20 protein-coding genes, 1 tRNA gene and 1 pseudogene are annotated in these 20867 nt (G+C 52.2%); 7 read left to right on the top strand and 15 right to left on the bottom strand.

Going from position 1 to position 20867, the window contains the following annotated elements:
* Positions 1-10: 10 nt before the first annotated feature.
* Positions 11-772 carry a C40 family peptidase gene (locus M4I31_RS18985; protein WP_085047751.1) on the bottom strand — a complete coding sequence of 254 codons (762 nt, stop codon included), beginning with the start codon at positions 770-772 and terminating at the stop codon, positions 11-13.
* Positions 773-1121: 349 nt separating this feature from the next.
* Here M4I31_RS18985 and dpaA point away from each other — a divergent pair, with 349 nt between their 5' ends.
* Positions 1122-1862: a peptidoglycan meso-diaminopimelic acid protein amidase gene (gene dpaA / locus M4I31_RS18990; protein ID WP_038637546.1), complete on the top strand. Its 741-nt coding sequence runs from the start codon at positions 1122-1124 to the stop codon at positions 1860-1862.
* Here dpaA and M4I31_RS18995 read toward each other — a convergent pair.
* Positions 1833-2600, bottom strand: coding sequence for a class II glutamine amidotransferase (locus tag M4I31_RS18995; protein WP_069323846.1), 768 nt, complete (start codon positions 2598-2600; stop codon positions 1833-1835). The two genes, dpaA and M4I31_RS18995, sit on opposite strands and share 30 nt — an antisense overlap.
* Before the next feature lie 111 nt (positions 2601-2711).
* Positions 2712-3293: a D-sedoheptulose 7-phosphate isomerase gene (lpcA, locus tag M4I31_RS19000; protein WP_016149592.1), complete on the bottom strand. Its 582-nt coding sequence runs from the start codon at positions 3291-3293 to the stop codon at positions 2712-2714.
* Positions 3294-3532: 239 nt separating this feature from the next.
* Here lpcA and fadE point away from each other — a divergent pair, with 239 nt between their 5' ends.
* From fadE to M4I31_RS19015, 3 genes are all read left to right on the top strand, one after another.
* Positions 3533-5977, top strand: coding sequence for an acyl-CoA dehydrogenase FadE (fadE, locus tag M4I31_RS19005; protein WP_038637538.1), 2445 nt, complete (start codon positions 3533-3535; stop codon positions 5975-5977).
* 110 nt (positions 5978-6087) lie between these two features.
* Positions 6088-6855 (top strand): amidohydrolase, encoded by a 768-nt coding sequence (locus M4I31_RS19010; protein WP_085047752.1) that lies wholly within the window; start codon positions 6088-6090, stop codon positions 6853-6855.
* 180 nt (positions 6856-7035) lie between these two features.
* Positions 7036-7446, top strand: a complete 411-nt coding sequence (locus M4I31_RS19015) for a Spy/CpxP family protein refolding chaperone (protein WP_038637532.1) — start codon at positions 7036-7038, stop codon at positions 7444-7446.
* Positions 7447-7461: 15 nt separating this feature from the next.
* Here M4I31_RS19015 and M4I31_RS19020 read toward each other — a convergent pair whose 3' ends face one another.
* From M4I31_RS19020 to M4I31_RS19060, 9 genes are all read right to left on the bottom strand, one after another.
* Positions 7462-8181, bottom strand: coding sequence for an EAL domain-containing protein (locus M4I31_RS19020; protein ID WP_038637529.1), 720 nt, complete (start codon positions 8179-8181; stop codon positions 7462-7464).
* A 1-nt stretch (position 8182) separates the two neighbouring features.
* A complete protein-coding gene (locus M4I31_RS19025; RefSeq protein ID WP_085047753.1) occupies positions 8183-9850 on the bottom strand; it encodes an O-antigen ligase in 1668 nt (555 codons plus the stop codon).
* Between the two features lies 1 nt (position 9851).
* Complete coding sequence (locus M4I31_RS19030; RefSeq protein ID WP_038637520.1) at positions 9852-10394, bottom strand: fimbrial protein; 543 nt, start codon at positions 10392-10394, stop codon at positions 9852-9854.
* A 9-nt stretch (positions 10395-10403) separates the two neighbouring features.
* A complete protein-coding gene (locus tag M4I31_RS19035; protein ID WP_085047754.1) occupies positions 10404-11468 on the bottom strand; it encodes a fimbrial protein in 1065 nt (354 codons plus the stop codon).
* Positions 11465-12070, bottom strand: a complete 606-nt coding sequence (locus tag M4I31_RS19040; RefSeq protein WP_085047755.1) for a fimbrial protein — start codon at positions 12068-12070, stop codon at positions 11465-11467. Before M4I31_RS19040 ends, M4I31_RS19035 begins: the two co-directional genes overlap by 4 nt.
* An 11-nt stretch (positions 12071-12081) precedes the next feature.
* On the bottom strand, positions 12082-12858 hold the full coding sequence (locus tag M4I31_RS19045; protein ID WP_139815549.1) for a molecular chaperone: 777 nt from the start codon (positions 12856-12858) through the stop codon (positions 12082-12084).
* Positions 12859-12884: 26 nt separating this feature from the next.
* Complete coding sequence (locus tag M4I31_RS19050) at positions 12885-15356, bottom strand: fimbria/pilus outer membrane usher protein (RefSeq protein ID WP_085047757.1); 2472 nt, start codon at positions 15354-15356, stop codon at positions 12885-12887.
* Positions 15357-15397: 41 nt separating this feature from the next.
* The gene (locus M4I31_RS19055; protein ID WP_038637503.1) at positions 15398-15946 is read right to left on the bottom strand and encodes a fimbrial protein; all 549 of its coding nucleotides are present in this window, start codon (positions 15944-15946) and stop codon (positions 15398-15400) included.
* A 69-nt stretch (positions 15947-16015) separates the two neighbouring features.
* Complete coding sequence (locus M4I31_RS19060; RefSeq protein ID WP_038637500.1) at positions 16016-16564, bottom strand: fimbrial protein; 549 nt, start codon at positions 16562-16564, stop codon at positions 16016-16018.
* Positions 16565-17208: 644 nt separating this feature from the next.
* Between M4I31_RS19060 and M4I31_RS19065 the strand changes: the two genes are divergently transcribed.
* Together M4I31_RS19065 and M4I31_RS19070 are read left to right on the top strand one after the other, a co-directional pair.
* A complete protein-coding gene (locus M4I31_RS19065) occupies positions 17209-17997 on the top strand; it encodes a winged helix-turn-helix domain-containing protein (protein ID WP_038637495.1) in 789 nt (262 codons plus the stop codon).
* A 1-nt stretch (position 17998) separates the two neighbouring features.
* On the top strand, positions 17999-18517 hold the full coding sequence (locus tag M4I31_RS19070) for a hypothetical protein (RefSeq protein ID WP_038637494.1): 519 nt from the start codon (positions 17999-18001) through the stop codon (positions 18515-18517).
* Between the two features lie 155 nt (positions 18518-18672).
* Here the strand turns inward: M4I31_RS19070 and M4I31_RS19075 are convergent.
* Positions 18673-18749 (bottom strand) — tRNA-Asp (locus tag M4I31_RS19075).
* 133 nt (positions 18750-18882) lie between these two features.
* Positions 18883-19611: a DNA polymerase III subunit epsilon gene (gene dnaQ, locus M4I31_RS19080; RefSeq protein WP_038642996.1), complete on the bottom strand. Its 729-nt coding sequence runs from the start codon at positions 19609-19611 to the stop codon at positions 18883-18885.
* Here dnaQ and rnhA point away from each other — a divergent pair.
* Positions 19565-20143, top strand: a pseudogene (gene rnhA / locus M4I31_RS19085) (ribonuclease HI). The gene dnaQ and the pseudogene rnhA overlap by 47 nt on opposite strands.
* On the opposite strand, the gene M4I31_RS19090 reads toward rnhA, so the two are convergent.
* Positions 20140-20862 carry a class I SAM-dependent methyltransferase gene (locus tag M4I31_RS19090; RefSeq protein WP_038637488.1) on the bottom strand — a complete coding sequence of 241 codons (723 nt, stop codon included), beginning with the start codon at positions 20860-20862 and terminating at the stop codon, positions 20140-20142. The pseudogene rnhA and the gene M4I31_RS19090 overlap by 4 nt on opposite strands.
* Between the last annotated feature and the right edge of the window lie 5 nt (positions 20863-20867).

A 20867-nucleotide genomic window follows, 5' to 3' on the forward strand; every position in this document is an offset into this window, starting at 1 on the left:
CGCCTTTTGATTACAGAATCGTATTTTCCGTAAGAATACGACGGGCGCCAAGATAATGATCCTGCCAGAAGTCATCGGATAAATTGCTCACCCGAATGGTTTCTCCCGTCCGCGGTGATTCAATAAATTGCCCCTGCCCCAAATAGACGCCCATATGATCGGCAATATCCCGGCTGTGAATATGAAAGAACACTAAATCACCACGGCGAAGATCGCGGTTAGAGACAATCGTTGCCCGTCGGTAGTGATACATTTCATTCGCCGTACGGGGCAATTTTGCCGCCAGGATTTTGTTGTAGGCATAAAAAATCAGTCCGCTACAGTCAAACCCTTCATCCGGACTGGTACCGCCCCACAAATAAGGTTTGCCTAACTGCTGCTCAAGTCGGTGGATAGCCACTTCGGTGATATTGTGCAGATGATCGCTACTGAGAAAATGGTCATTCTCAGCCAGCTCCTGCCAGCGATGGTCACTGGCTTTTAGCGGCCCCGGGAACCACTCAGGGTGCTGTTTAATCAGCGTCCGATTCTGCTGGCGCAGCGCGCGTTTACTTTCTGCGTTGCCTTCCACCACGTAGCTTGCCTGTTTTTTTACCTGGGCGTGATACTGCTTCAGCAGCCGGGCGCGGTTACGCATACGCAATTGCGCCGCATAGCTTAACTGGGCGTCAGATAAGTGGGGCTGAACTTTGGCGACAGACGGTAAAGACAGCACAACACACAAAGACAGCAGGCCCGGCAAGAAGCAACGGGGTGCAGAGACAAAAAGCATGAAAAGAAGAATACCTGGTCAAACACGTTCGCCGCAGTCTAGCGCTATTGCCCGTCATTCCAGGTTAATATTCGATTATTAAATAATTAATATTTTAAATTCAACACATTAGGCATTCTTTATTAATAAGACGAAATGCAGAGGGGTGGTCAGCAAAATAGGCCCGTGTCTGACAGCCTTTAAGCGCAATTTTTCGTATAAAGAAAAACTAAAGTGTAAACGCCGCACGAGAGACTTGCGAAAAACTCTCTTGGTGCTAATGTGAGCGCTCCAGATCCAGATTTATCCGATTTGGGGACTCTTTTTGCCGTCCTGGCGTGTGTAATCGTTTTATCAAGGAATAAGCAGTATGCGTAAAATCGCATTTTTTCTTGCGATGCTTTTATTGCCGTGCGTTTCATTTGCTGGTTTGCTGAGCAGCAGCAGCCCGACCACGCCTGTCAGCAAAGAATATAAGCAGCAGTTGATGGGCTCCCCTGTCTATATCCAGATCTTCAAAGAAGAGCGAACGCTCGATCTGTACGTCAAGATGGGCGAACAGTATCAATTGCTCGACAGTTATAAGATCTGCAATTATTCCGGCGGCTTAGGGCCGAAACAGCGTCAGGGTGATTTCAAAAGCCCGGAAGGTTTTTACAGCGTACAACGCGGACAGCTCAAACCGGATAGCCGCTTCTATAAAGCGATTAACATCGGTTTCCCTAACGCCTACGACCGTGCACACGGTTATGAAGGTAAATACCTGATGATCCACGGCGCCTGCGTTTCCGTCGGCTGCTATGCGATGACCGACAACGGTATTGATGAGATTTTCCAGTTTGTCACCGGCGCTCTGGTGTTCGGGCAATCCAGCGTACAGGTTAGCATTTACCCGTTCCGCATGACCGATGCCAATATGCAGCGCCATAAGTTTTCGTATTACAAAGATTTCTGGGCCCAGTTAAAGCCAGGATACGATTACTTTGAACAAACGCGGAAGCCACCGACCGTTTCCGTCGTCGATGGCCGTTACGTTATCAGCAAGCCGTTGAGTCACGAAGTCGTTCAACCGCAGCTGGCATCAAACTACTCGCTCCCCGAGACAAAATAATGCCCATTCGCCTGGCATAATCTTTTGCCAGGTTTCATTGCCGGTTAACGGCTGAGTGGCAATCACGGTGACCACATCATTGGGTGTGGTCTCTGAGCTAAAATCAATTTCCACATCCTGATCCAGCAGCGTCGCTACGCCAAATGGCGCTCGACGTGTGATCCAAAACAGGTTGGTCGAGCAGAAAGCCATCACATAACGACCGTCAGACAACAGCATGTTGAAGACGCCCTTCTCCCGCAGTTCTCCTGCCAGCGCCGCGATATATTTAAACACCGCTGTCATATTACCTGGCGTGCGCGGATAACGCTCTGTCAGCTTGTGCAGCAGCCAGCAGAAGGCTTTTTCGCTGTCAGTTTCACCGACCGGGCGGAAATTACCGGTCTCCAGCGATTTATAACCGCTGAGCTGCCCGTTATGGGCATACGTCCAGTTACGTCCCCATAGTTCACGGGTAAATGGATGGGTATTTTCCAGCGCCACTTCCCCACGATTCGCCTGACGAATGTGGGCAATCACGGAACAGGATTTGATGGGATAGTCTTGTACCAGTTTGGCGATAGGCGAATTAAAGCTGGGTTGCGGATCTTTAAACGTACGGCAACCCTTACCCTCATAAAACGTAATACCCCAGCCGTCTTTGTGCGGCCCGGTCCCTCCGCCGCGCTGAACCAGCCCAGTGAAGCTAAAGCAGATATCGGTTGGCACATTGGCGCTCATCCCGAGCAGTTCGCACATACATCACCTACCTTAAAACCGTGAACTGCCTGATGGCGCTGCGCTTATCAGGCCTACGTGGAGCTCATGTAGGCCGGATAAGGCTTCAGCCGCCATCCGGCAATCGCCTTCTTATGATTTAACCATCTCTTTTTCGATCAGTTGAATCAGGATATGGATCACTTTGATATGAATTTCCTGAATACGATCAGCGTAGCCAAAGTGCGGCACACGAATTTCGATATCCGCGCTGCCCGCCATCTTGCCGCCATCTTTACCGGTCAGGGTGATGACTTTCATCCCCTTCTCACGCGCTGCGGCAATCGCTTTAATCACGTTACCAGAGTTACCCGAAGTAGAGATGCCTAACAGGACATCGCCCTCGCGTCCCACGGCTTCAACGTAACGGGAGAACACATAATCGTAACCGAAATCGTTGCTGACGCAGGAGATGTGGCTAACGTCAGAGATAGCGATAGCCGGATAACCTGGGCGGTTTTCACGATAGCGCCCGGTCAGCTCTTCGGCGAAGTGCATCGCATCGCAATGGGAACCGCCGTTACCGCAAGAAAGTACCTTACCACCGGCTTTAAAGCTGTCTGCCAACAGGACCGCCGCGCGCTGAATGGCGTGAATATTGGCGTCATCTTTAAGAAAATTAGCCAGCGTTTCCGCCGCTTCGCTCAGTTCGTTACGAATAAGATCCTGGTACATGAGGATATCCTTCAGCATGAATGTAAATGACAGGATGCAGTGTACCGGATAGCGCTACCAGCGAGAAGTACAAGCCACAGGAATGGCCGCGGCTTTTGATTTTTTGTGCCGGTTAAAACACCAACAATGTGAGCTTTGTTGTAATTATTTTGTAAACACATTGCTAAAAGAATTTACATCCACTACAACCATATCATCACAAGTGGTCAGACCTCCTACAAGCAAGGGAGCTTTTCGTTATGATGATTTTGAGTATTATCGCTACGGTTGTTCTGCTCGGCGTATTGTTCTATCACCGCGTGAGCTTATTCCTCAGCAGCTTAATTTTGCTCGCCTGGACGGCTGCGCTTGGCGTGGCTGGTCTGTGGTCAGTCTGGCTGCTGGTTCCTCTGGCCATTATTCTCGTACCGTTTAACTTGACGCCGATGCGCAAATCTATGATCTCTGCGCCGGTGTTCCGCGGTTTCCGTAAAGTCATGCCGCCCATGTCGCGTACAGAGAAAGAGGCGATTGATGCCGGTACAACCTGGTGGGAAGGCGACCTGTTCCAGGGGAAACCAGACTGGAAAAAACTGCATAACTATCCTCAGCCGCATCTGACAGCTGAAGAACAAGCGTTTATTGATGGTCCGGTGGAAGAAGCATGCCGCATGGCGAATGACTTCCAGATCACCCACGAACTCGCGGATCTGCCGCCGGAACTGTGGGCGTATCTGAAAGAACACCGCTTCTTTGCGATGATCATTAAGAAAGAGTACGGCGGGCTGGAATTCTCCGCGTATGCTCAGGCTCGCGTATTGCAGAAACTCTCCGGCGTCTCCGGGATCCTCGCGATCACCGTCGGCGTACCTAACTCATTAGGCCCAGGCGAACTGCTGCAGCATTACGGCACCGAAGAGCAGAAGAATCATTACCTGCCGCGTCTGGCACGCGGTCAGGAGATCCCATGTTTCGCTCTGACCAGCCCGGAAGCAGGCTCCGACGCAGGCGCGATCCCTGATACCGGCGTGGTTTGTATGGGCGACTGGCAGGGCCAGCAGGTGCTGGGGATGCGCCTGACCTGGAACAAACGTTATATCACGCTGGCGCCTATCGCTACCGTACTGGGTCTGGCATTTAAACTCTCCGACCCGGAAAAACTGCTGGGTGGGGAAGAAGATCTCGGTATTACCTGTGCGCTGATCCCAACCTCAACGCCGGGCGTACAGATTGGCCGTCGCCACTTCCCGCTTAACGTGCCGTTCCAGAACGGTCCGACGCTGGGCAAAGATGTCTTCGTGCCGATTGATTACATTATCGGTGGCCCAAAAATGGCCGGTCAGGGCTGGCGTATGCTGGTGGAATGTTTGTCTGTGGGGCGCGGTATTACCCTGCCGTCTAACTCCACGGGCGGCGTGAAATCGGTCGCAATGGCAACCGGCGCGTATGCGCATATTCGTCGCCAGTTCAAAATCTCTATCGGCAAGATGGAAGGTATTGAAGAGCCGTTGGCGCGTATTGCCGGTAACGCCTACGTGATGGATGCTGCGGCTTCGCTGATAACCTACGGCATTATGCTGGGTGAAAAACCGGCGGTACTGTCGGCTATCGTGAAGTATCACTGTACCCACCGCGGGCAGCAATCAATCATCGATGCCATGGATATTACTGGCGGTAAAGGCATCATGCTTGGCGAAAGCAACTTCCTCGCCCGTGCTTATCAGGGGGCGCCTATCGCCATTACCGTTGAAGGCGCTAACATTCTGACCCGTAGCATGATGATCTTCGGTCAGGGTGCGATTCGCTGCCATCCGTATGTGCTGGAAGAGATGGCTGCAGCGCAGAATAACGATGTGAATGCGTTCGATAAGTTGCTGTTCAAACATATCGGTCACGTTGGCAGCAATAAAGTACGCAGTTTCTGGCTGGGCCTGACGCGTGGCTTAACCAGCAGCACGCCAACCGCCGATGCGACCAAACGTTACTATCAGCACCTGAACCGTCTGAGCGCCAACCTGGCACTGCTTTCGGATGTGTCCATGGCCGTTCTGGGTGGTAGCCTGAAGCGTCGTGAGCGTATCTCGGCGCGACTGGGGGATGTGTTAAGTCAGCTGTACCTGGCCTCCGCTGTGCTGAAGCGTTATGACGATGAAGGCCGTAATGAAGCCGACCTGCCGTTGGTTCACTGGGGCGTCCAGGATGCGTTGTACAAAGCCGAACAGGCGATGGACGATCTGCTGAAAAACTTCCCGAACCGTTTGGTTGCCGGGTTGCTGAGTGTGGTTATCTTCCCGACCGGTCGCCACTATCATGCACCGTCCGACAAGCTGGATCATAAGGTCGCGAAGATTTTGCAGGTTCCGAGCGCCACCCGTTCTCGCCTTGGTCGCGGTCAATACCTGACGCCAAGCGAGCATAACCCGGTCGGTTTGCTGGAAGAGGCTCTGCTGGACGTGATTGCAGCCGACCCTATCCACCAGCGGATCTGCAAAGAGTTGGGTAAAAATCTGCCGTTTACCCGCCTGGACGAACTGGCGCATAACGCGCTGGCCAAAGGGTTGATTGATAAAGACGAAGCCGCGATTCTGGTGAAAGCCGAAGCGAGCCGTCTGCGCAGCATTAACGTGGATGACTTCGAACCCGAGGAGCTGGCGACGCAGCCGGTAAAGCTGCCAGAGAAAGTGCGTAAAGTCGAAGCGGCATAACGACACACGCATAACATTTAGCCCCGCTTAATGCGGGGCTTTTTATTGCCACATTTTCGTTAAAGCTCATGCTACAGTGTCAAAATGTTGTTCAACGAGGAGGCTCGATCGTGCCTGGTTTGAAAATTACTCTGCTGCAACAACCGTTGATTTGGATGGATGGCCCGGCCAACCTGCGCCATTTCGACCGACAACTGGAAACCGTCACCGGACGTGATGTGATTGTGTTGCCCGAGATGTTTACCAGCGGATTTGCGATGGAAGCAGCAAACAAATCGCTGCCGCAGGAAGAGGTCGTAAGCTGGATGCGCGCCAAAGCGCAACAAACGAACGCCCTGATCGCGGGCAGTGCCGCGATTCACTCCGAACGCGGTGCGGTTAACCGCTTTTTTCTGGTCGAGCCTGAAGGTAATGTGCATTTCTATGACAAACGTCATCTGTTCCGCATGGCGGATGAACATCAGCATTACCAGGCGGGAGACGCGCGCGTTATTTTTGCATGGCGCGGCTGGCGCATTCTGCCGTTAATCTGTTATGACCTGCGTTTTCCGGTGTGGTCGCGCAACCGTAACGATTACGACCTCGCTTTGTATGTGGCTAACTGGCCCGCGCCGCGTTCGCTGCACTGGCAGGTTCTGCTCACTGCACGGGCGATTGAGAATCAGGCGTATGTAGCAGGATGTAACCGTGTAGGAACTGACGGTAACGGTCATCATTATCGCGGTGACAGCCGGGTGATAAATCCACAGGGTGAGATTATTGCCACCGCCGAGCCGCATCAGGCCACGCGCATTGACGCTGACCTGTCGCTCTCGGCGCTGCGTGAGTATCGCGAAAAGTTTCCCGCCTGGCAGGACGCCGACCCGTTCGCGCTGTAGATATCGCCTCTCCTCCCGCTGCGCAACATTTTTGCATAGCGGGATTGTTGCACTCCGTAACCAACCGCAAAACAAATTCGCGTGGCGACATGCTTCAGGCAACGTATTCTGCAAGGGATAATCACTCGTAACCGGCGAGTGTCTGACAATGTTAATAATTCCTTTATCAGGATTTCAATAATGAAGAACTTCGTTCGCATGACTTTGCTGGCTGCAACCGTAGCTGGCGCTTCTTTTAGCACGTTTGCAGCAAATGTATCCAACGTTCCCGCCCCAGCTCAGGACCCGGTAGTCCAGCACCTTAAGCTGACCACCGACCAGGTTGCGCAGATCAAAAAACTGCACCAGCAGCTTGAAACCAACGTCAGCCAGATTTCAGTGAAAGATGTTAAAGACGGCGCATTGATTGACGTTATCAAGTCCGGGAAATGGGATGAAACCGCCGTCAAGAAGCAGCTTTCCGCGTTCAGCAATATCGAACAACAAGCGCGTTATTATCGCGTGAAATACTACTTTGACCTGAACAAAGTGCTGACTCCGGAACAGCGCCAGCAGGTACAGAAAGATATCGCACAGACGCTGAGCGAGTAATCCCCAGGGCCTGAATCAGCAATGATTCAGGCTTTTCGGCACAATCTCCTGCTCAAAAAAGAAGCCCTGTACAGCATCTGCGCCGCTCATACGGCAGATGGCGTAATCCTGCGCGCTTTCTACTCCCTCGATCACCACCCGCTCTCCCAGCCCGCGAAATTGATTGACCAGTACCCGCAACTGCCACTCCGATGATCTGAACTGATGAAACATCCCGCTTTCAATTTTAATGGCATCAAAACGGATGCCAGACAGTCGCCAGACAAAAAACAGCTCAGGCGAAACGTCATCCAGCCACACGCGAAACCCATGACGCACCAGGGTTTTTATGGCGATGCATACCGCCTGCTGCTCTGCCTTTTCCAGACGCATCATGGTCGCGGGATCCTGAATTTCAATAACAATCCGCCCCTGATGCGCCTGCCTGGTGAGTCGCGAGATCCACGACAGACAGGTCAGCATCCTGACGGATAAATTCAGCGAATAGCTTCCTGGAAGTACGAGCACCCGCTGCATTTGCCACATAAACAGCTGCTGTTTCGCGCTGACAGAAAGATGCTTGAAAAAAAGATCCAGCGGGAGCGGCGTGCGTACCTGGCTTAACACCTCACGGACATCCAGTGAGGCATCATCAAAAAAATGAATGCGCTGCAAACGGATCCCGGAGATCCGCAGCAGTTCGGCATTACGGGGAAGCTCTGGTACATATTGAGCCTGTTCGCTGAGTCTGTTCATATCATTCCATTTTTTGATTAAAAGGACGTCGTGCATCCTGTAACCAGGAGATACGGCGATCGTTCGGGTAGATCAGGTAAAAGCGCGTCGCCAGACGGTGCGCCTGGTTCAGGTCGCGCTGCTGTAACGCCAGCAAGATTTGCGTGAAGGAGATATTCGGGTCCGGGTGAACACGCACATAGTCAGGCGCCCAGCGGCGAACCAACTCCAGCCAGCGAGCATCCCGGGTACGTTGATACCGTTGCAGGTATCCCATCTGGAGATCAAACCGGTAGCGTGTGGCAAGCAACCAGCCGCCCACCGGGAGCGATTCGGCAAGTTGCCACTGTGTTGACTGCCGTTCCGCCAGCGTCAGTTGCTGTTGCGTCTGTAGCGTGAGAAGCAACAAGGGAGTGGCTGTCAGAAACGAGATAAATGCCAGCCCACGAATCAACGACGTCGCCGGGCGCGTCAGACTTGTCCCTTTTAGCGCGCCATCTGCGCAACGAAGCAGCAGGATCAGCAATAACCAGTGTGGCGTTGACTGCCTGACCGGGTATTCCGTCAACATATGGATAACCACCGGCAACGCCGCCACCAGGCAGGCACGACGCCAGCGATTTCCGTGCAGCCAGAGCCATAACCCACCCGCAATAAAACACAGCGCGCCCGCCAGCCCAACCAGACCGCCCTCCACCAGCCACAGCACCAGTTCATTATGTGGATGCGAGATGCTGCTCAGCCCCAATGGCCCCGCTCGTTCGAGAAAAACAGCAGCGAAACTGCCCACGCCCCATCCCATCCACGGCCGTTCAGCAAATAATGCCAGTGACGTTTTCAGCACCGTCCAGCGCACATGAGAAGTCGTTAAATGATCTACCGTGGCAACGGACAAAAAATGGCGAGCGGCCGCGCCTGCCGCCATACCTAACGCCAGAGGCAACAGAAGTAGCAACAACGTGCGGCGTTGTGCAGGGAACACCGCCAGCAGCAACACTTCGCCGACCGCCAGAGACAAAAAACCGGTTTGCGACTGGGATTCATGCAGCACAAATCCCATCATCACCAAAGCAATCCCGATAACAATTCGGTATCTGCCGCCCAGGCGTAAAAAGAGCAGCGCTGACAGCAACACGCCGCACGCCGTGAAACTGGCCAGCAGATTGACCTGCTGAAAAATACCGTAGGGCCGCGTGCCACGCCGCCAGGCAAACTCCCAGTAATCAACGCCCGGCCAATGCCAGTACTGATAGACAAACGCCACGCATTCGATGACGCATGCCCCCCATAACAGGGCCAGCAATGCCGTGCGAACGTTTACCGTAAGTGGAATTTGCAATGTCACCAGATAGACAAGCACCCCACCCAATAGCGCCCCCATCACCAGCAACGCCTCGGACCGCCAGACGCCCGGCGTCAGCAGACAAAGCAGCGTCAGGATGAGCGCACCCAACGTAAATCCCATGGCAGGTACAGTGATGCGCCAGCGTCGGCGAGGCAGTAGCATCGTTACGCTTGCAGCCAATACCGCAGCGTAGATCCAACTGGTAATATTAAGCGGCAACGACAGACCGCTGCCGCCGTTATTCAACCAGTAGAGGTGCATGATCCCGCACCAGAAAAACAGACTGACAATCAGCAATAATTTCTGGCCAGGCAGCGGCGCAATACGATTCAGTGCGTTCATCATGCTACTGGTAATTCAACGTCCAGGTCCCGCTGGCGCTGAACGGACCGTATTCAAGGGACTGGTTTTTTATCGCCGACGGCTCTGCCGCGACCCACGCCAAAAAATTCAGCGTCATCGATCCTTCAGTAATCTCTGTAACTGATGTACTTTCATCAAGCCGGATTGCCGTGCCATCGTCTTCGCTCATCCCAATCCCGATCCCCGACGCCCCGCCCTGCTCGCTGCTATCCAGCGCCAGATGATCGGTAAGCTCCGCATCTTCCTTGCCGCTGAAGGTGACCGAGATCCCACGGAAGACCTCCGGGTTGCAGTCGCGTAGCTGGATGCTGAATTTTTCCGGTTTACTACGCCCCGAGAGATAGAGATCCTGCGTCGCGATTTGCCCGAAATCGACCTCGATTTTGTCGCCGCCGGGCGCCAGGCTGCAGGCCAGCGCTCTGATGGTACCGTGAAAATACATATCGCCGCCGACCAGTTTGGTGTCAGCCTGAACCGTTGCGCCAAACAGCAGCGTACTCACCGCGATTAACGTTCTGAAAGTCATGGTATTACCCTACTGAAACTGCGCGACAACGGTGGCAGAGGCTTCAAACTCGCCTTCCTTAACGCTCCCCACGCCCGGCTTTGCCACCGGTGCGGCAGTGAGATTCCAGTCGCCCTGATTCTGGTAAAAACCCTTCACGTTGTAGAACTGATTGGGCACTACGGTGCCGCCGCTCTCGTCTTTGATCATAATGCCGAGATCGTCGCGTTTCTGTCCGCCACTCAACGTGCCGAGAAGATGATCGTTAAACCCAGCCGTACCTGACGCCGTGGTGGTTTGTACACCTAAATTGATGTTCAGCGCGCCCTGATCGAAGCTGCCGCCTTCACAGACCACATGTATCGGGATCGACTTGCTGTAATTGGTGCCGTTGAGCTTTGCAGCGGATCCAGGCAGATCGCCAAACTCAATGCTGATTTTGTCTCCCCGATTGAAGGTGCATTTATCCGGCACGGTAATGAGCCCGGATTTAATGACCACGCGTGAAATCGCCGTGGTTGGCGTAGGTCCCGCACCGCCCATGCGCCCGGCAACCTCCACCAGCGACTGAGAAGTGATATTGATGCCATTGATAATGGGTTTAGTGACAATAAACGTCACTTTCCCTTTTGAACCACTTTCAACGTTCGTGGCGCGCGTGTAGCCCTTACGCTTTTTACAGCTGTTGTTACTGTTGCGATTTGAAACGTTGGTAAACGGTGCCTGGACGTATTTGTTATAACGTCCGGCAACCCACACCTGAACTTCCACATCCAGATACTCGTTTAACCGAAAACGGTTCGCCCCCTGATTTGAAGGCGGCATGGTGGTCGTGGTGGTGTAATAAATTGGCTCCCGAGAGATATCGGCCTGTTCGCAATAAAAATTCACCACATACCAACTGCCCAGATTCCAGGTAAAAGGCTCCGTTCTGCCGCCTACATGGTTTTTGCTGACATCCAGCGAGCTCAGTTCAATATCGTACTGATGCGGCGACCCGCCCTCCGGCTCACCTTCACCCTGAGTAAATGCCTGCCCGGCCAGCGGACAGCCAGCCAGGGCGACCCACAGCAGCGCTTTGTGCAATACGCTCATAGATACTCCAGCTTAAGTCTGACCAGACCGTTAAATTCGCCAGCGGTCACCTCCGGGGCAAAAGATTCCAGCGCGGCAAGAAAGTGAATCGCGTTATCGCCCGGTTTGAGGATCCACATGCGTTGCGGTTGATTCAGGTGAATCAACTGGTTGCGTTCGGTCAGTAGCCGAATGCCCGCACCACGCACATCGCCGCGAATACGCCCCAGATCGCTGTTTTCCGGCGCCCCCTCGGCCATCAGCGTCATCGAAACGCCACGTTCCACCGTGCTATGCGCCAGCTCCGGCATTTCGCTGGTCTGTCCGGGAAAATCCCTTAAGGTATGGCCAGAGCCTTTTAAGCAGCCATTCAGGTTCAGCGTCACTAATACCGAATCGCTGCGATCGCCGCTCTGGCGAAAGCGGCTGGCGGAAATATCACCCAGAACGATGGTCTGATCGCGTGAAGCCATATCCAGCACGCACGGCGAAACGAATACCCGACCGTGAAAGCGGACGTTGCCATACTCGCCGGAAACGTTGCTCATATCCTGGCGGCCGCTAGTGGCCTGAACCGGGCAGGCCATACCAGCCATCAGCAGAGCGCAAAGCATCTTTTTCATTTACGAGTCCTTTACCGGGGCTGTTGCTCCATCGGCAATGCTTTACACACATTGCCTGTGCAGCTGAATTTCAATTCAGGGTGACCGCCAAAATCGTTCACATACATCATGCTGAACTGGCTGACGCTGCCGTCGGTAACGCTGAAATCAAGCGAGGATTTTGGTGAAACCATAACCCCGGGGAAGTCAGTCAGCCTGCCGCCGCCCTGCGCTTCCGGCTTACGGCTTAAACCGATCAAGGTGACGAAGTATGGCGTTGGGTTATCCACGGTCCAGCGTAGACCCTGCTTGTGAAAGACCAGTTGGTTTTGCCACACCGCGCCCGGCGTTTCCGGCACGATGGCGGTCGGCCGGTAGAACAATTTGATGCGCGACTGCATCGCCAGTTGCAGCACGTTAGGCTTATCAGGCTTAGGTGGAATCTCACGCACATTCAGGTAGAACAGGCTTTCTCGATCCTGAGGCAGCGCATTAATCCCGCTGGTTTTCGTCACGCGGGCAATGCCTTTTTGCCCACCGTTAATTCGCTGCAGCGGCGGTAAGACCATCAGCGGCGAGGTAACTTTTGTTCCGTTGGCATCTTCCACCCATGACTGGGCCAAAAACGGAATGCTCGGGCTGGTATTGGTTAAGTTCGCACTGACAGAGCGCGCATCACCGGCGATGATCATCCGGGTACGGTCGAGCGCAATACCCGCCCAGGAAGCGTTGATCTCTGCAATAAAAAGCAGGCCACAAGCCACGGGTTTGAGCCAACGCTGCACGGAGTAAAAAGCTTGATTTTTCATGACAAAATTCATTCTGGTTATTGAAATTATTCACAAGGCAACAGCACGTTACCTTCCGGGTTGAGTTGTTGTGGCACCTGTAAGTGACACTGCGCTCGACCGCCCCACGCCACGGAAAGACGCTCGGCTGGATTCACACCCGCAATCCAGGCCATGCCGTTTTCCATCACCATGGCGACGCTGACGCCGTTGGCGTTAAACACTTCGGCGCCAAACGGCGGAACCGAACCATCCTTCAGGCGCAGCAGCGCCATCATTTTTTGCCCCTGCGCCACGGCAAAGCGCTGGTAGCCAATCGCTCCTTCCGTCAGGGTGTTGGTGACAATGGCTTTGGTCGCGGAAATATCCTCGTCCATTGCGTCCACATCGATACGGGTATCAAAGCTGTGATAGCTGACGACGTCCGGTACCACGGCAATACCGAAGCGGTTTGAGTGCGCCTGTTCGCCGTTCAGCGGTACATTCGCCACACCGTCGGTATCCACCATCACTCTGGCGGTATTCATTGACGCCTGGCTGTTGTGCAACGCCGCACCGTGACGCGTCGCGGTAAAACCGCCGCGCATCGTGCCGCCTACGGAGAAATAACGTGATTGCTGCCAACTGACGTTAGATTCCAGCTCCGCCATCATGCTGCGGTGCTTGTAATAGCCATCAAATGCCGTGTGCCCTTCACCGGAAACCCCTGCGCGCAAACGCCATGGATTGTTACGGTCGCGGTTATCGGAATACGAAACCATCTGGCTGGTCTGGTTGCCGCTGTTCTGCAATTCATAATCCATGGATCGGCCATCGCTCCAGGGAATCGAAATTGAAAGCGAAAGACTGTCGTCCCGTTTGCCCTGATACTCAGAGCGGTAAGCCGCAAGGTTGGCGCTAATCCCCTGGATGCCCGCCAACGAAAAGCTGTGTCCCATCGACAAGCCGTAACGATCCTGCGAACGACGATCCCAGTAGTTCTGGTGGGTGTAGGTCAGATACAGCGTGGTGGCTAACTGCGGATCGTCGGCAAAAAAGGTTTTGTTACCGGTGATGGTGTACATCTCTTTTTCGTTGCCGGCGCTGTTGTTATTGGCATACTGTTCGTCGAGGAACTGCGAAAAAGTGCGGAAGTTACGCTGTGAAAAGCGGTACCCGGCAAAGGTGATGGCGCTGTTGTATTCATCGAAGGTTTTGGCATAGCTGAGCTTAAAGGACATGCCTTTTTGTTCAGCCTGATGCTTCACCCGACTCACGGATTGCGTCGCATCTGCCGATAACGCTCCCAACCAGCTCAAATCCCGGCCGATCCCCATCGACCAGGCGTTATAACGATCGCCAGTGAGCAGCGCGCCGCCGTACAGCGACCACGCATTGCTGACCCCCCATGAGAAATCGCCGGTATAAAACGCAGGGCCCTGAATGTCATGGTTGTAAAGCGATGGCTTACCGACCGCGGCGTTGTAGCGAACGTAGCCTGGGCGCGTCAGGTAGGGAATATCGGCGGTATTAACCTGAAAGGTTTGTACGCTGCCATCCTGCTCCTCAACGCGTACATCCAATGTTCCGCGTACCGAGCCGTGCAGATCCTGAATATTAAACGGCCCCGCAGGAACGGTGGTTTGATAGATAACACGCCCCTGCTGACTGACGGTGACCTTCGCGTTACTCCGCGCGATGCCATGAACTTCAGGCGCGTAACCCTGCAAATTCGGTGGCAACATACGCTCATCGCTGGCGAGGTTAACCCCGGTGAAACGTACCGAATCAAAAACCTGAGAATTCAGATAGATTTCGCCAAGCGTCAGTTTTGCCGCCTGCATCGGTAATGGGCGATAAGCATAGATCTGATCCCAGTCGATACGCCCACGATTATCATCGGAAGCGTAATTGGCCTGATACTGCCCGCGAAAGCGCCACGCGCCGAGGTTAAAGCCTGTTTGCCCGTAGCCAGAAAGAGAGCGGTAATGATCGCCCCCCTGCTCGTAATGTGTGGCCTGACCCGAGATGCTGTAGTCAAAAATCAGCCCGGCGACGCCATTATCCCAGCGCTCCGGCGGCGTCCAGTCGGGATCGGTATATTTCATCCATGCCTGCGGCACGGTAATGTCCAGTACGCCTGCGCTATTATTCAACGCTACGCCCGGCAGACGGGAAATGTCATAGCAGGTCGCGCTAATCGGATGAATATAGGTCAGCGCCTCTTCTTTGAGCGCCAGTAATTCGAGTTGTTGCTGCGTCAGACACGCCATGGATTTATGCGGGTTGGCAGGATCGACAATATAGCGGATCGACTGCTGAGGAATTTCCTGGCTGTTAATTCGAACATCCAGCAAATATTCTCCGGGAGTCACAAAGTTGCCTTCGGAAAAACGCTGCAAATCGACATTCTGCCGGTCACTGGCGTCCAGTACGTCAGTATTAAATTCAATGGCCTCATCCGCTTCAGCCCATGCAGAGGCGCAAACCAGAGTAATAAATAGCGCCAGGCGTTTTTTATCTGTTTTCAGCGTGATCATTTTCGTTCGCAAACCTTCAGATACCCGAATTGCAGTGCAGCTCAGAGATAATTCACAACAAAATGCGTGACCGCAGTAAATTCGCCGGATGTCATTCTTCCGTCACGGGAGATCAAATAAGCCGTAAAGTTGAGTGTGTTCTTCCCTGGGTTAAGCACATAATCTGGTGATGGTTCGCCCAGACGAATTTGCTGTCCTTTGCTGTCGTATATTTCTATTGCTAAATTTTCAGTTTCCGACTGCACGCTCAGATAATCAGGATTGTCCCTGTCAGGCGCACCAGAAAAGGTAATATTGGCGCGTTGAAACACATTCCCGGAATGTTGAGAATCCCCTAATGAACATCCCAGCAAATGAATACTGAAATCATGCGCGGACACTTTTTCTGGTCTTCCGGAAATATCTCTGGCAGAGAGATCATCGAATTCAACCAGTAGCGACCGGTCGCGCGGGTCAACATAACAGGCTGCCTCAATAATATTTCCTCGCATGCGCATTTTGCCGGGCGTACTGTTTAGACGATTGGCGCCAGCCATAACCCATGCAGGTGAGATAAAGACAAAAAGCAGTAAAATTCGCCATCCAGGCATAACCGTATTTCCTTTCAGTTATTCGCAGGAAGGGTTAAGCAGGCGCATTAATGCGCCCGCTGCGGGTAATTACTGATAGTCGATCTGGAAATTAACGGTAGATTCGAAATCACCCGGCGTTACCGCTGCAGAAGCGTTGTTTGCCTGCAGATAAGCAACGAAATCAATGTCGGTTTCGCCGTCAGTGATGTTGACCTGAGAGGCAGCTTTACCCCATTCCACGTCCTGGTTGCCGCTGTCAACCATACCAATACCCGCGCCCTTTGCAGTACCAGAGGTGAATGCGGCCAGGGCGTTGTTGTCGGTATCAATCGTTGCCGGGGTATAGGTCACAGTGGCCGTTTTCGCAACGGTGGTGTCGCAGCCCTGAAGAACGATTTTGGCATGCTTAACGCCAGCGCGTTGGTTGTCTTTTAACTGAGAGGTTGGGATCTCACCAAAATTAACCTGCACCGGGCTGGATTCAGGTGCCAGACCGCATGCGGAATTAACCAGAGAACCGGTGAATTGAATTTTACCGTTAGTCGGCTCGACATTTTTTGCAGCGAAAGCAGAAGAGGCAGTCAAAGTCATTCCCGCCATCAGCGCGCAGGCCACAGCCACGTTTTTCATTTTCATATTACTACTTAACCTTATATCCGTTTTTAGTTATTCCGACGATCTATTTCCGCAGACACTTAACGTCAGGGAAATGCTGATCTGCAGGTGGCGGTAGCGCATATCCCTGCAAACAATCCATCTCAACCCGCCCCTTATTTTGAACATCACTGGCATTCCATACGAAATACCGTCCACAGCTGTTCAGGCTGTTTCTGGGCTTATATTAAGTCGGCAGAAAAATGACACAATGCAAAAATACGGTATTAATCAAACTCAGGGAATCGTGTTGTATCACCGCCTGCATAACGATCGTTTACCTAAAAAACCGCCAAAATTCAGGCACGTACCAGCGTTAATATCTATTATTTTGCGTTTTTATAGAGTTTTTATCTATCAACTATTTTTTTATTTAGTCCGGATACCAGGCAAAATGTATTTATGAAAGTTTTGTAAAAATGAAAGTGGATATCAAAAGCGAGTAATGACAATAAGATAGTGACAGAGAGAAAGGAGAATGAGACATCTTATAAGAAATATTAAAATATTGTTATATAAATATTAATGAAGCGATCTATGGCGCAACCATTTTTTATAAATGAATTATGTTATGCTATTGCTTCCCCCACTCGAATGCGAGATATCCTGCTTTAAAGGAGACATCAGTGATTTCTCATATACCAATAAACAAAATTAAATCCGTAATTATTGGTGATGGCTTAGTTTTCAGACCAAATAAAAATACCCTAAAAGACCTGACATCGGGTGAAATGGCGACATTGAATAATGTGGCAACGCAATTACTGCTCTATTTGTTGCAAAATGGTAAAGAGATTTCCTCGCGCGATGAAATTCTGCTGAATGTTTTCCAGCATAATGGCGCCCGGGCGACGGATGCCAATCTCAACCAGCACATTTCATTTCTGCGTAAAGCAATAACGTCAACGGGTCACCCTGCCGAGCTCATCGTCACCATTCCGAGAATGGGATTTCGGATGGGCGACGTCAATATCAATATTCAGCAACTGGAAGAGGCGCAAACTCCAGCGCGAATTGCCCATGTTGCAAAGAAGCTCAACAAAAAGAACCGAAACCGATGGCCAGTCGCGATAACAACGTTAATCACCGGTATCGCAGTGCTGGCTACAGCATGGTTAACATGGATACCCAATGAAATCGCCATGACGGACGCAGCTATTCTGCGGACAATCGACTACGAGCAATGCCGGGTACATATATTAGGGAATGCTCTTACCGATACCATAACTGAAAAGAAAGCGCTGGATATATTCAAGTCAGTGGGGATTAACCCAAACTGTTCGCATCCAAAAGATCTATATCTTAATACGTGGGCGAGCAACCATAACCTGGTTGAGTGGTCGTTTGCCGCTGAATGCGGACTAAACCTCGGCTATTACCATTGCGTCAGCCAGTATCGTCATTATGAGGAATGATATGAAGCAGGAAAGCGATCACTCTCCTTTACTGTGGTCAGTGGTAATTGCCATTTTTGGGCTGGCGGCCATTGCTTTTTTCATTATCGTCGGGAATGCGAAGAAACAAGAAATCAGCTTTTCATGCTCATCGGAATTTACGTCGATACTCGACATCCAAAATAGCAAAAAGGAACTCAACGGAATTATGCTGATCACTAGCTACAATTCCGGACACCTTTCATTGTCAGTACAGGGGAAATTCAAAAGTGATGATGGTGAGTTCACTGTTAGCCGAAAACTGTTCTTTCGCTACGCCCGTCCGCTCGGCCATACCGCAGGCGTTTTCATGCTCACTCCCGATGGACGTGAAAAATCCCCCGATGATGACGCAACGGATGCTGTCGATTACCTCTTCTTCGACGCTTACGAACGTGCCGACAAGCTGTATATGCTGAAGCGCCTGAATGAGGAAACGGTTCTTATTGGCGATAACTTTTCACCCCGCTTCGCCTGCGTGATGAATCACTTCGCGGGTTAATCGCCTCTACGATATGCGTCGGGTTAAGGATGACCTGATGTGTTTCCCGCCCGGCAGCGCGGAGGTTGCAATGCAGTGTAATGATGGGATTGTTATTTGGGGTGGGCTAAAACGACGAAAGCCTGAATCATTTCTGATTCAGGCTTTCTGAATAGTGGCGGAATGGACGGGACTCGAACCCGCGACCCCCTGCGTGACAGGCAGGTATTCTAACCAACTGAACTACCACTCCGCGTTGTGTTCCGCTCGGGAACGAAGCGAATATTACGGATTGCCTCGCGCCTCGTCAACGCTTTTTCTCACGTTTTTAATCGTTTGCTGCAAAAATCACCCGAATAGTCATTTCTGCACTGTAATTGGGTCATTTACGCCCGCCAGAGACAACTTCCACCCTTCTTCTGCACCAGGTCAAGGCGCGATTCATGGGCCGCTAACTCCTCATCAGTGGCGAAAACAACGCGTAGTTTACTGGACTGCCGAACAATGCGCTGGATCCCCGTGTCATTTTGCTGCTGGCTGTCACCTTCCATCGAGAACGCCATCGTGGTCTGCCCACCGGTCATCATCAGATAAACGTCGGCCAGAATCTGGGCATCGAGCAATGCGCCGTGCAGGGTTCGTTTACTGTTGTCTATTTCATAGCGCGAGCATAACGCATCGAGGCTGTTTCGCTTGCCAGGAAACATTTTCCTTGCCAGCGCCAGGCTATCGGTTATTTTGCAAAATTCGTTGGTTTTCGGAATATCACGATTGAGCTTAGAAAACTCGTAATCCATAAAGCCGATATCAAACGATGCGTTATGGATGACCAGCTCCGCGCCGCGAATGTAGTCGAGAAACTCATCGGCCACCTCGGCAAACGTAGGCTTATCGAGCAGGAATTCGTCTGCGATTCCGTGTACGCCAAACGCTTCCGGATCCACCAGCCGATCCGGCTTCAGGTAAACGTGGAAGTTATTACCGGTCAGGCGGCGGTTCACCACTTCGACCGCACCGATCTCAATGATCTTGTGGCCTTCGTAGTGGGCGCCAATCTGGTTCATACCGGTGGTTTCGGTATCAAGGACTACCTGTCGTGTAATTCCAGTGCTCATAACGGTCATTTATGTCAGACTTATCGTTTGATTTCGATTTGCTAAAACAGGAAGTCTACCAGAGATGCTTAAACAGGTAGAAATTTTCACCGATGGTTCTTGCCTGGGAAATCCAGGGCCAGGTGGTTACGGGGCAATTTTACGCTATCGCGGGCGCGAAAAAACCTTTAGTGAAGGGTACAACCTCACAACCAATAATCGCATGGAGCTGATGGCGGCAATCGTTGCGCTGGAAGCCCTGAAAGAACAGTGTGAAGTGATACTCAGCACCGACAGCCAGTATGTGCGCCAGGGCATTACACAATGGATCCACAACTGGAAGAAGCGCGGCTGGAAAACGGCAGATAAAAAACCGGTAAAGAACGTCGATCTGTGGAAACGTCTGGATGCCGCGCTGGGTCCGCATCAAATCAAATGGGAATGGGTTAAAGGCCATGCGGGCCATCCGGAAAACGAACGCTGTGATGAGCTTGCGCGCGCCGCGGCAATGAGCCCCACTCAGGATGATATCGGGTATCAGGCCGAGTCTTAAGCGTCCGGCTTGCGGTATTGCCGGGTAGCGCCAACGGCCTGGCGGATAGGCGTTTTGCTTTTATTTTGTTTCATTGGGTTGAGCGTAAGTGGGATGGTTCGCTTACGCGCGACCACCAGTTGCAAACATCCCAGGGCAGGAATATGGGCGCTTAACATTTTCCCGCCTTTCTTGTTCCAGGGCAGAACATGAAAGCGGCTGTAGTGCAGCACTTCAAAATTTAGCAAAGAGAGCCAGTCCAGTTGACGCATAAGGGTAAACATCCGGCTGTTATAAGGCGGGGTCTTGCGCAATACCGGCACCAGTTTACGCAGTCCCATCAGGCTTACCGGATTAAACCCGCTCAGAATCAACCAGCCGTCATCAATCAGTACACGATCGGCTTCGCGCAGTAACCGATGCGGATCGTCGCACCACGGTAACGTATGGGCCAACAAACAGACATCCACCGACTTGTCGGCAAAGGGCAGATGTAAAGGATCGGCCGTTACCTGCATGGGAGAACCCAGCAAAGAAACATTTACCTGATGAGAAACCGCGCACGCTTCAGAATCGATTTCTGCGCTTAAATTACCAATTTTAAGCAGATGAAAACCGTACATTTTTGCGAACCACGGGTTAAGCTGATGCTCCAGCGCCTCACGATAGTATTCGCCCCAGGGTAAATCATCCCAGCTCACGGGCGCTACGACAGTTTGAGGGATCCTTGCCGGTTTCATCATAA

Source organism: Citrobacter sp. XT1-2-2 (assembly GCF_023516235.1).
GTDB lineage: Bacteria > Pseudomonadota > Gammaproteobacteria > Enterobacterales > Enterobacteriaceae > Citrobacter > Citrobacter werkmanii.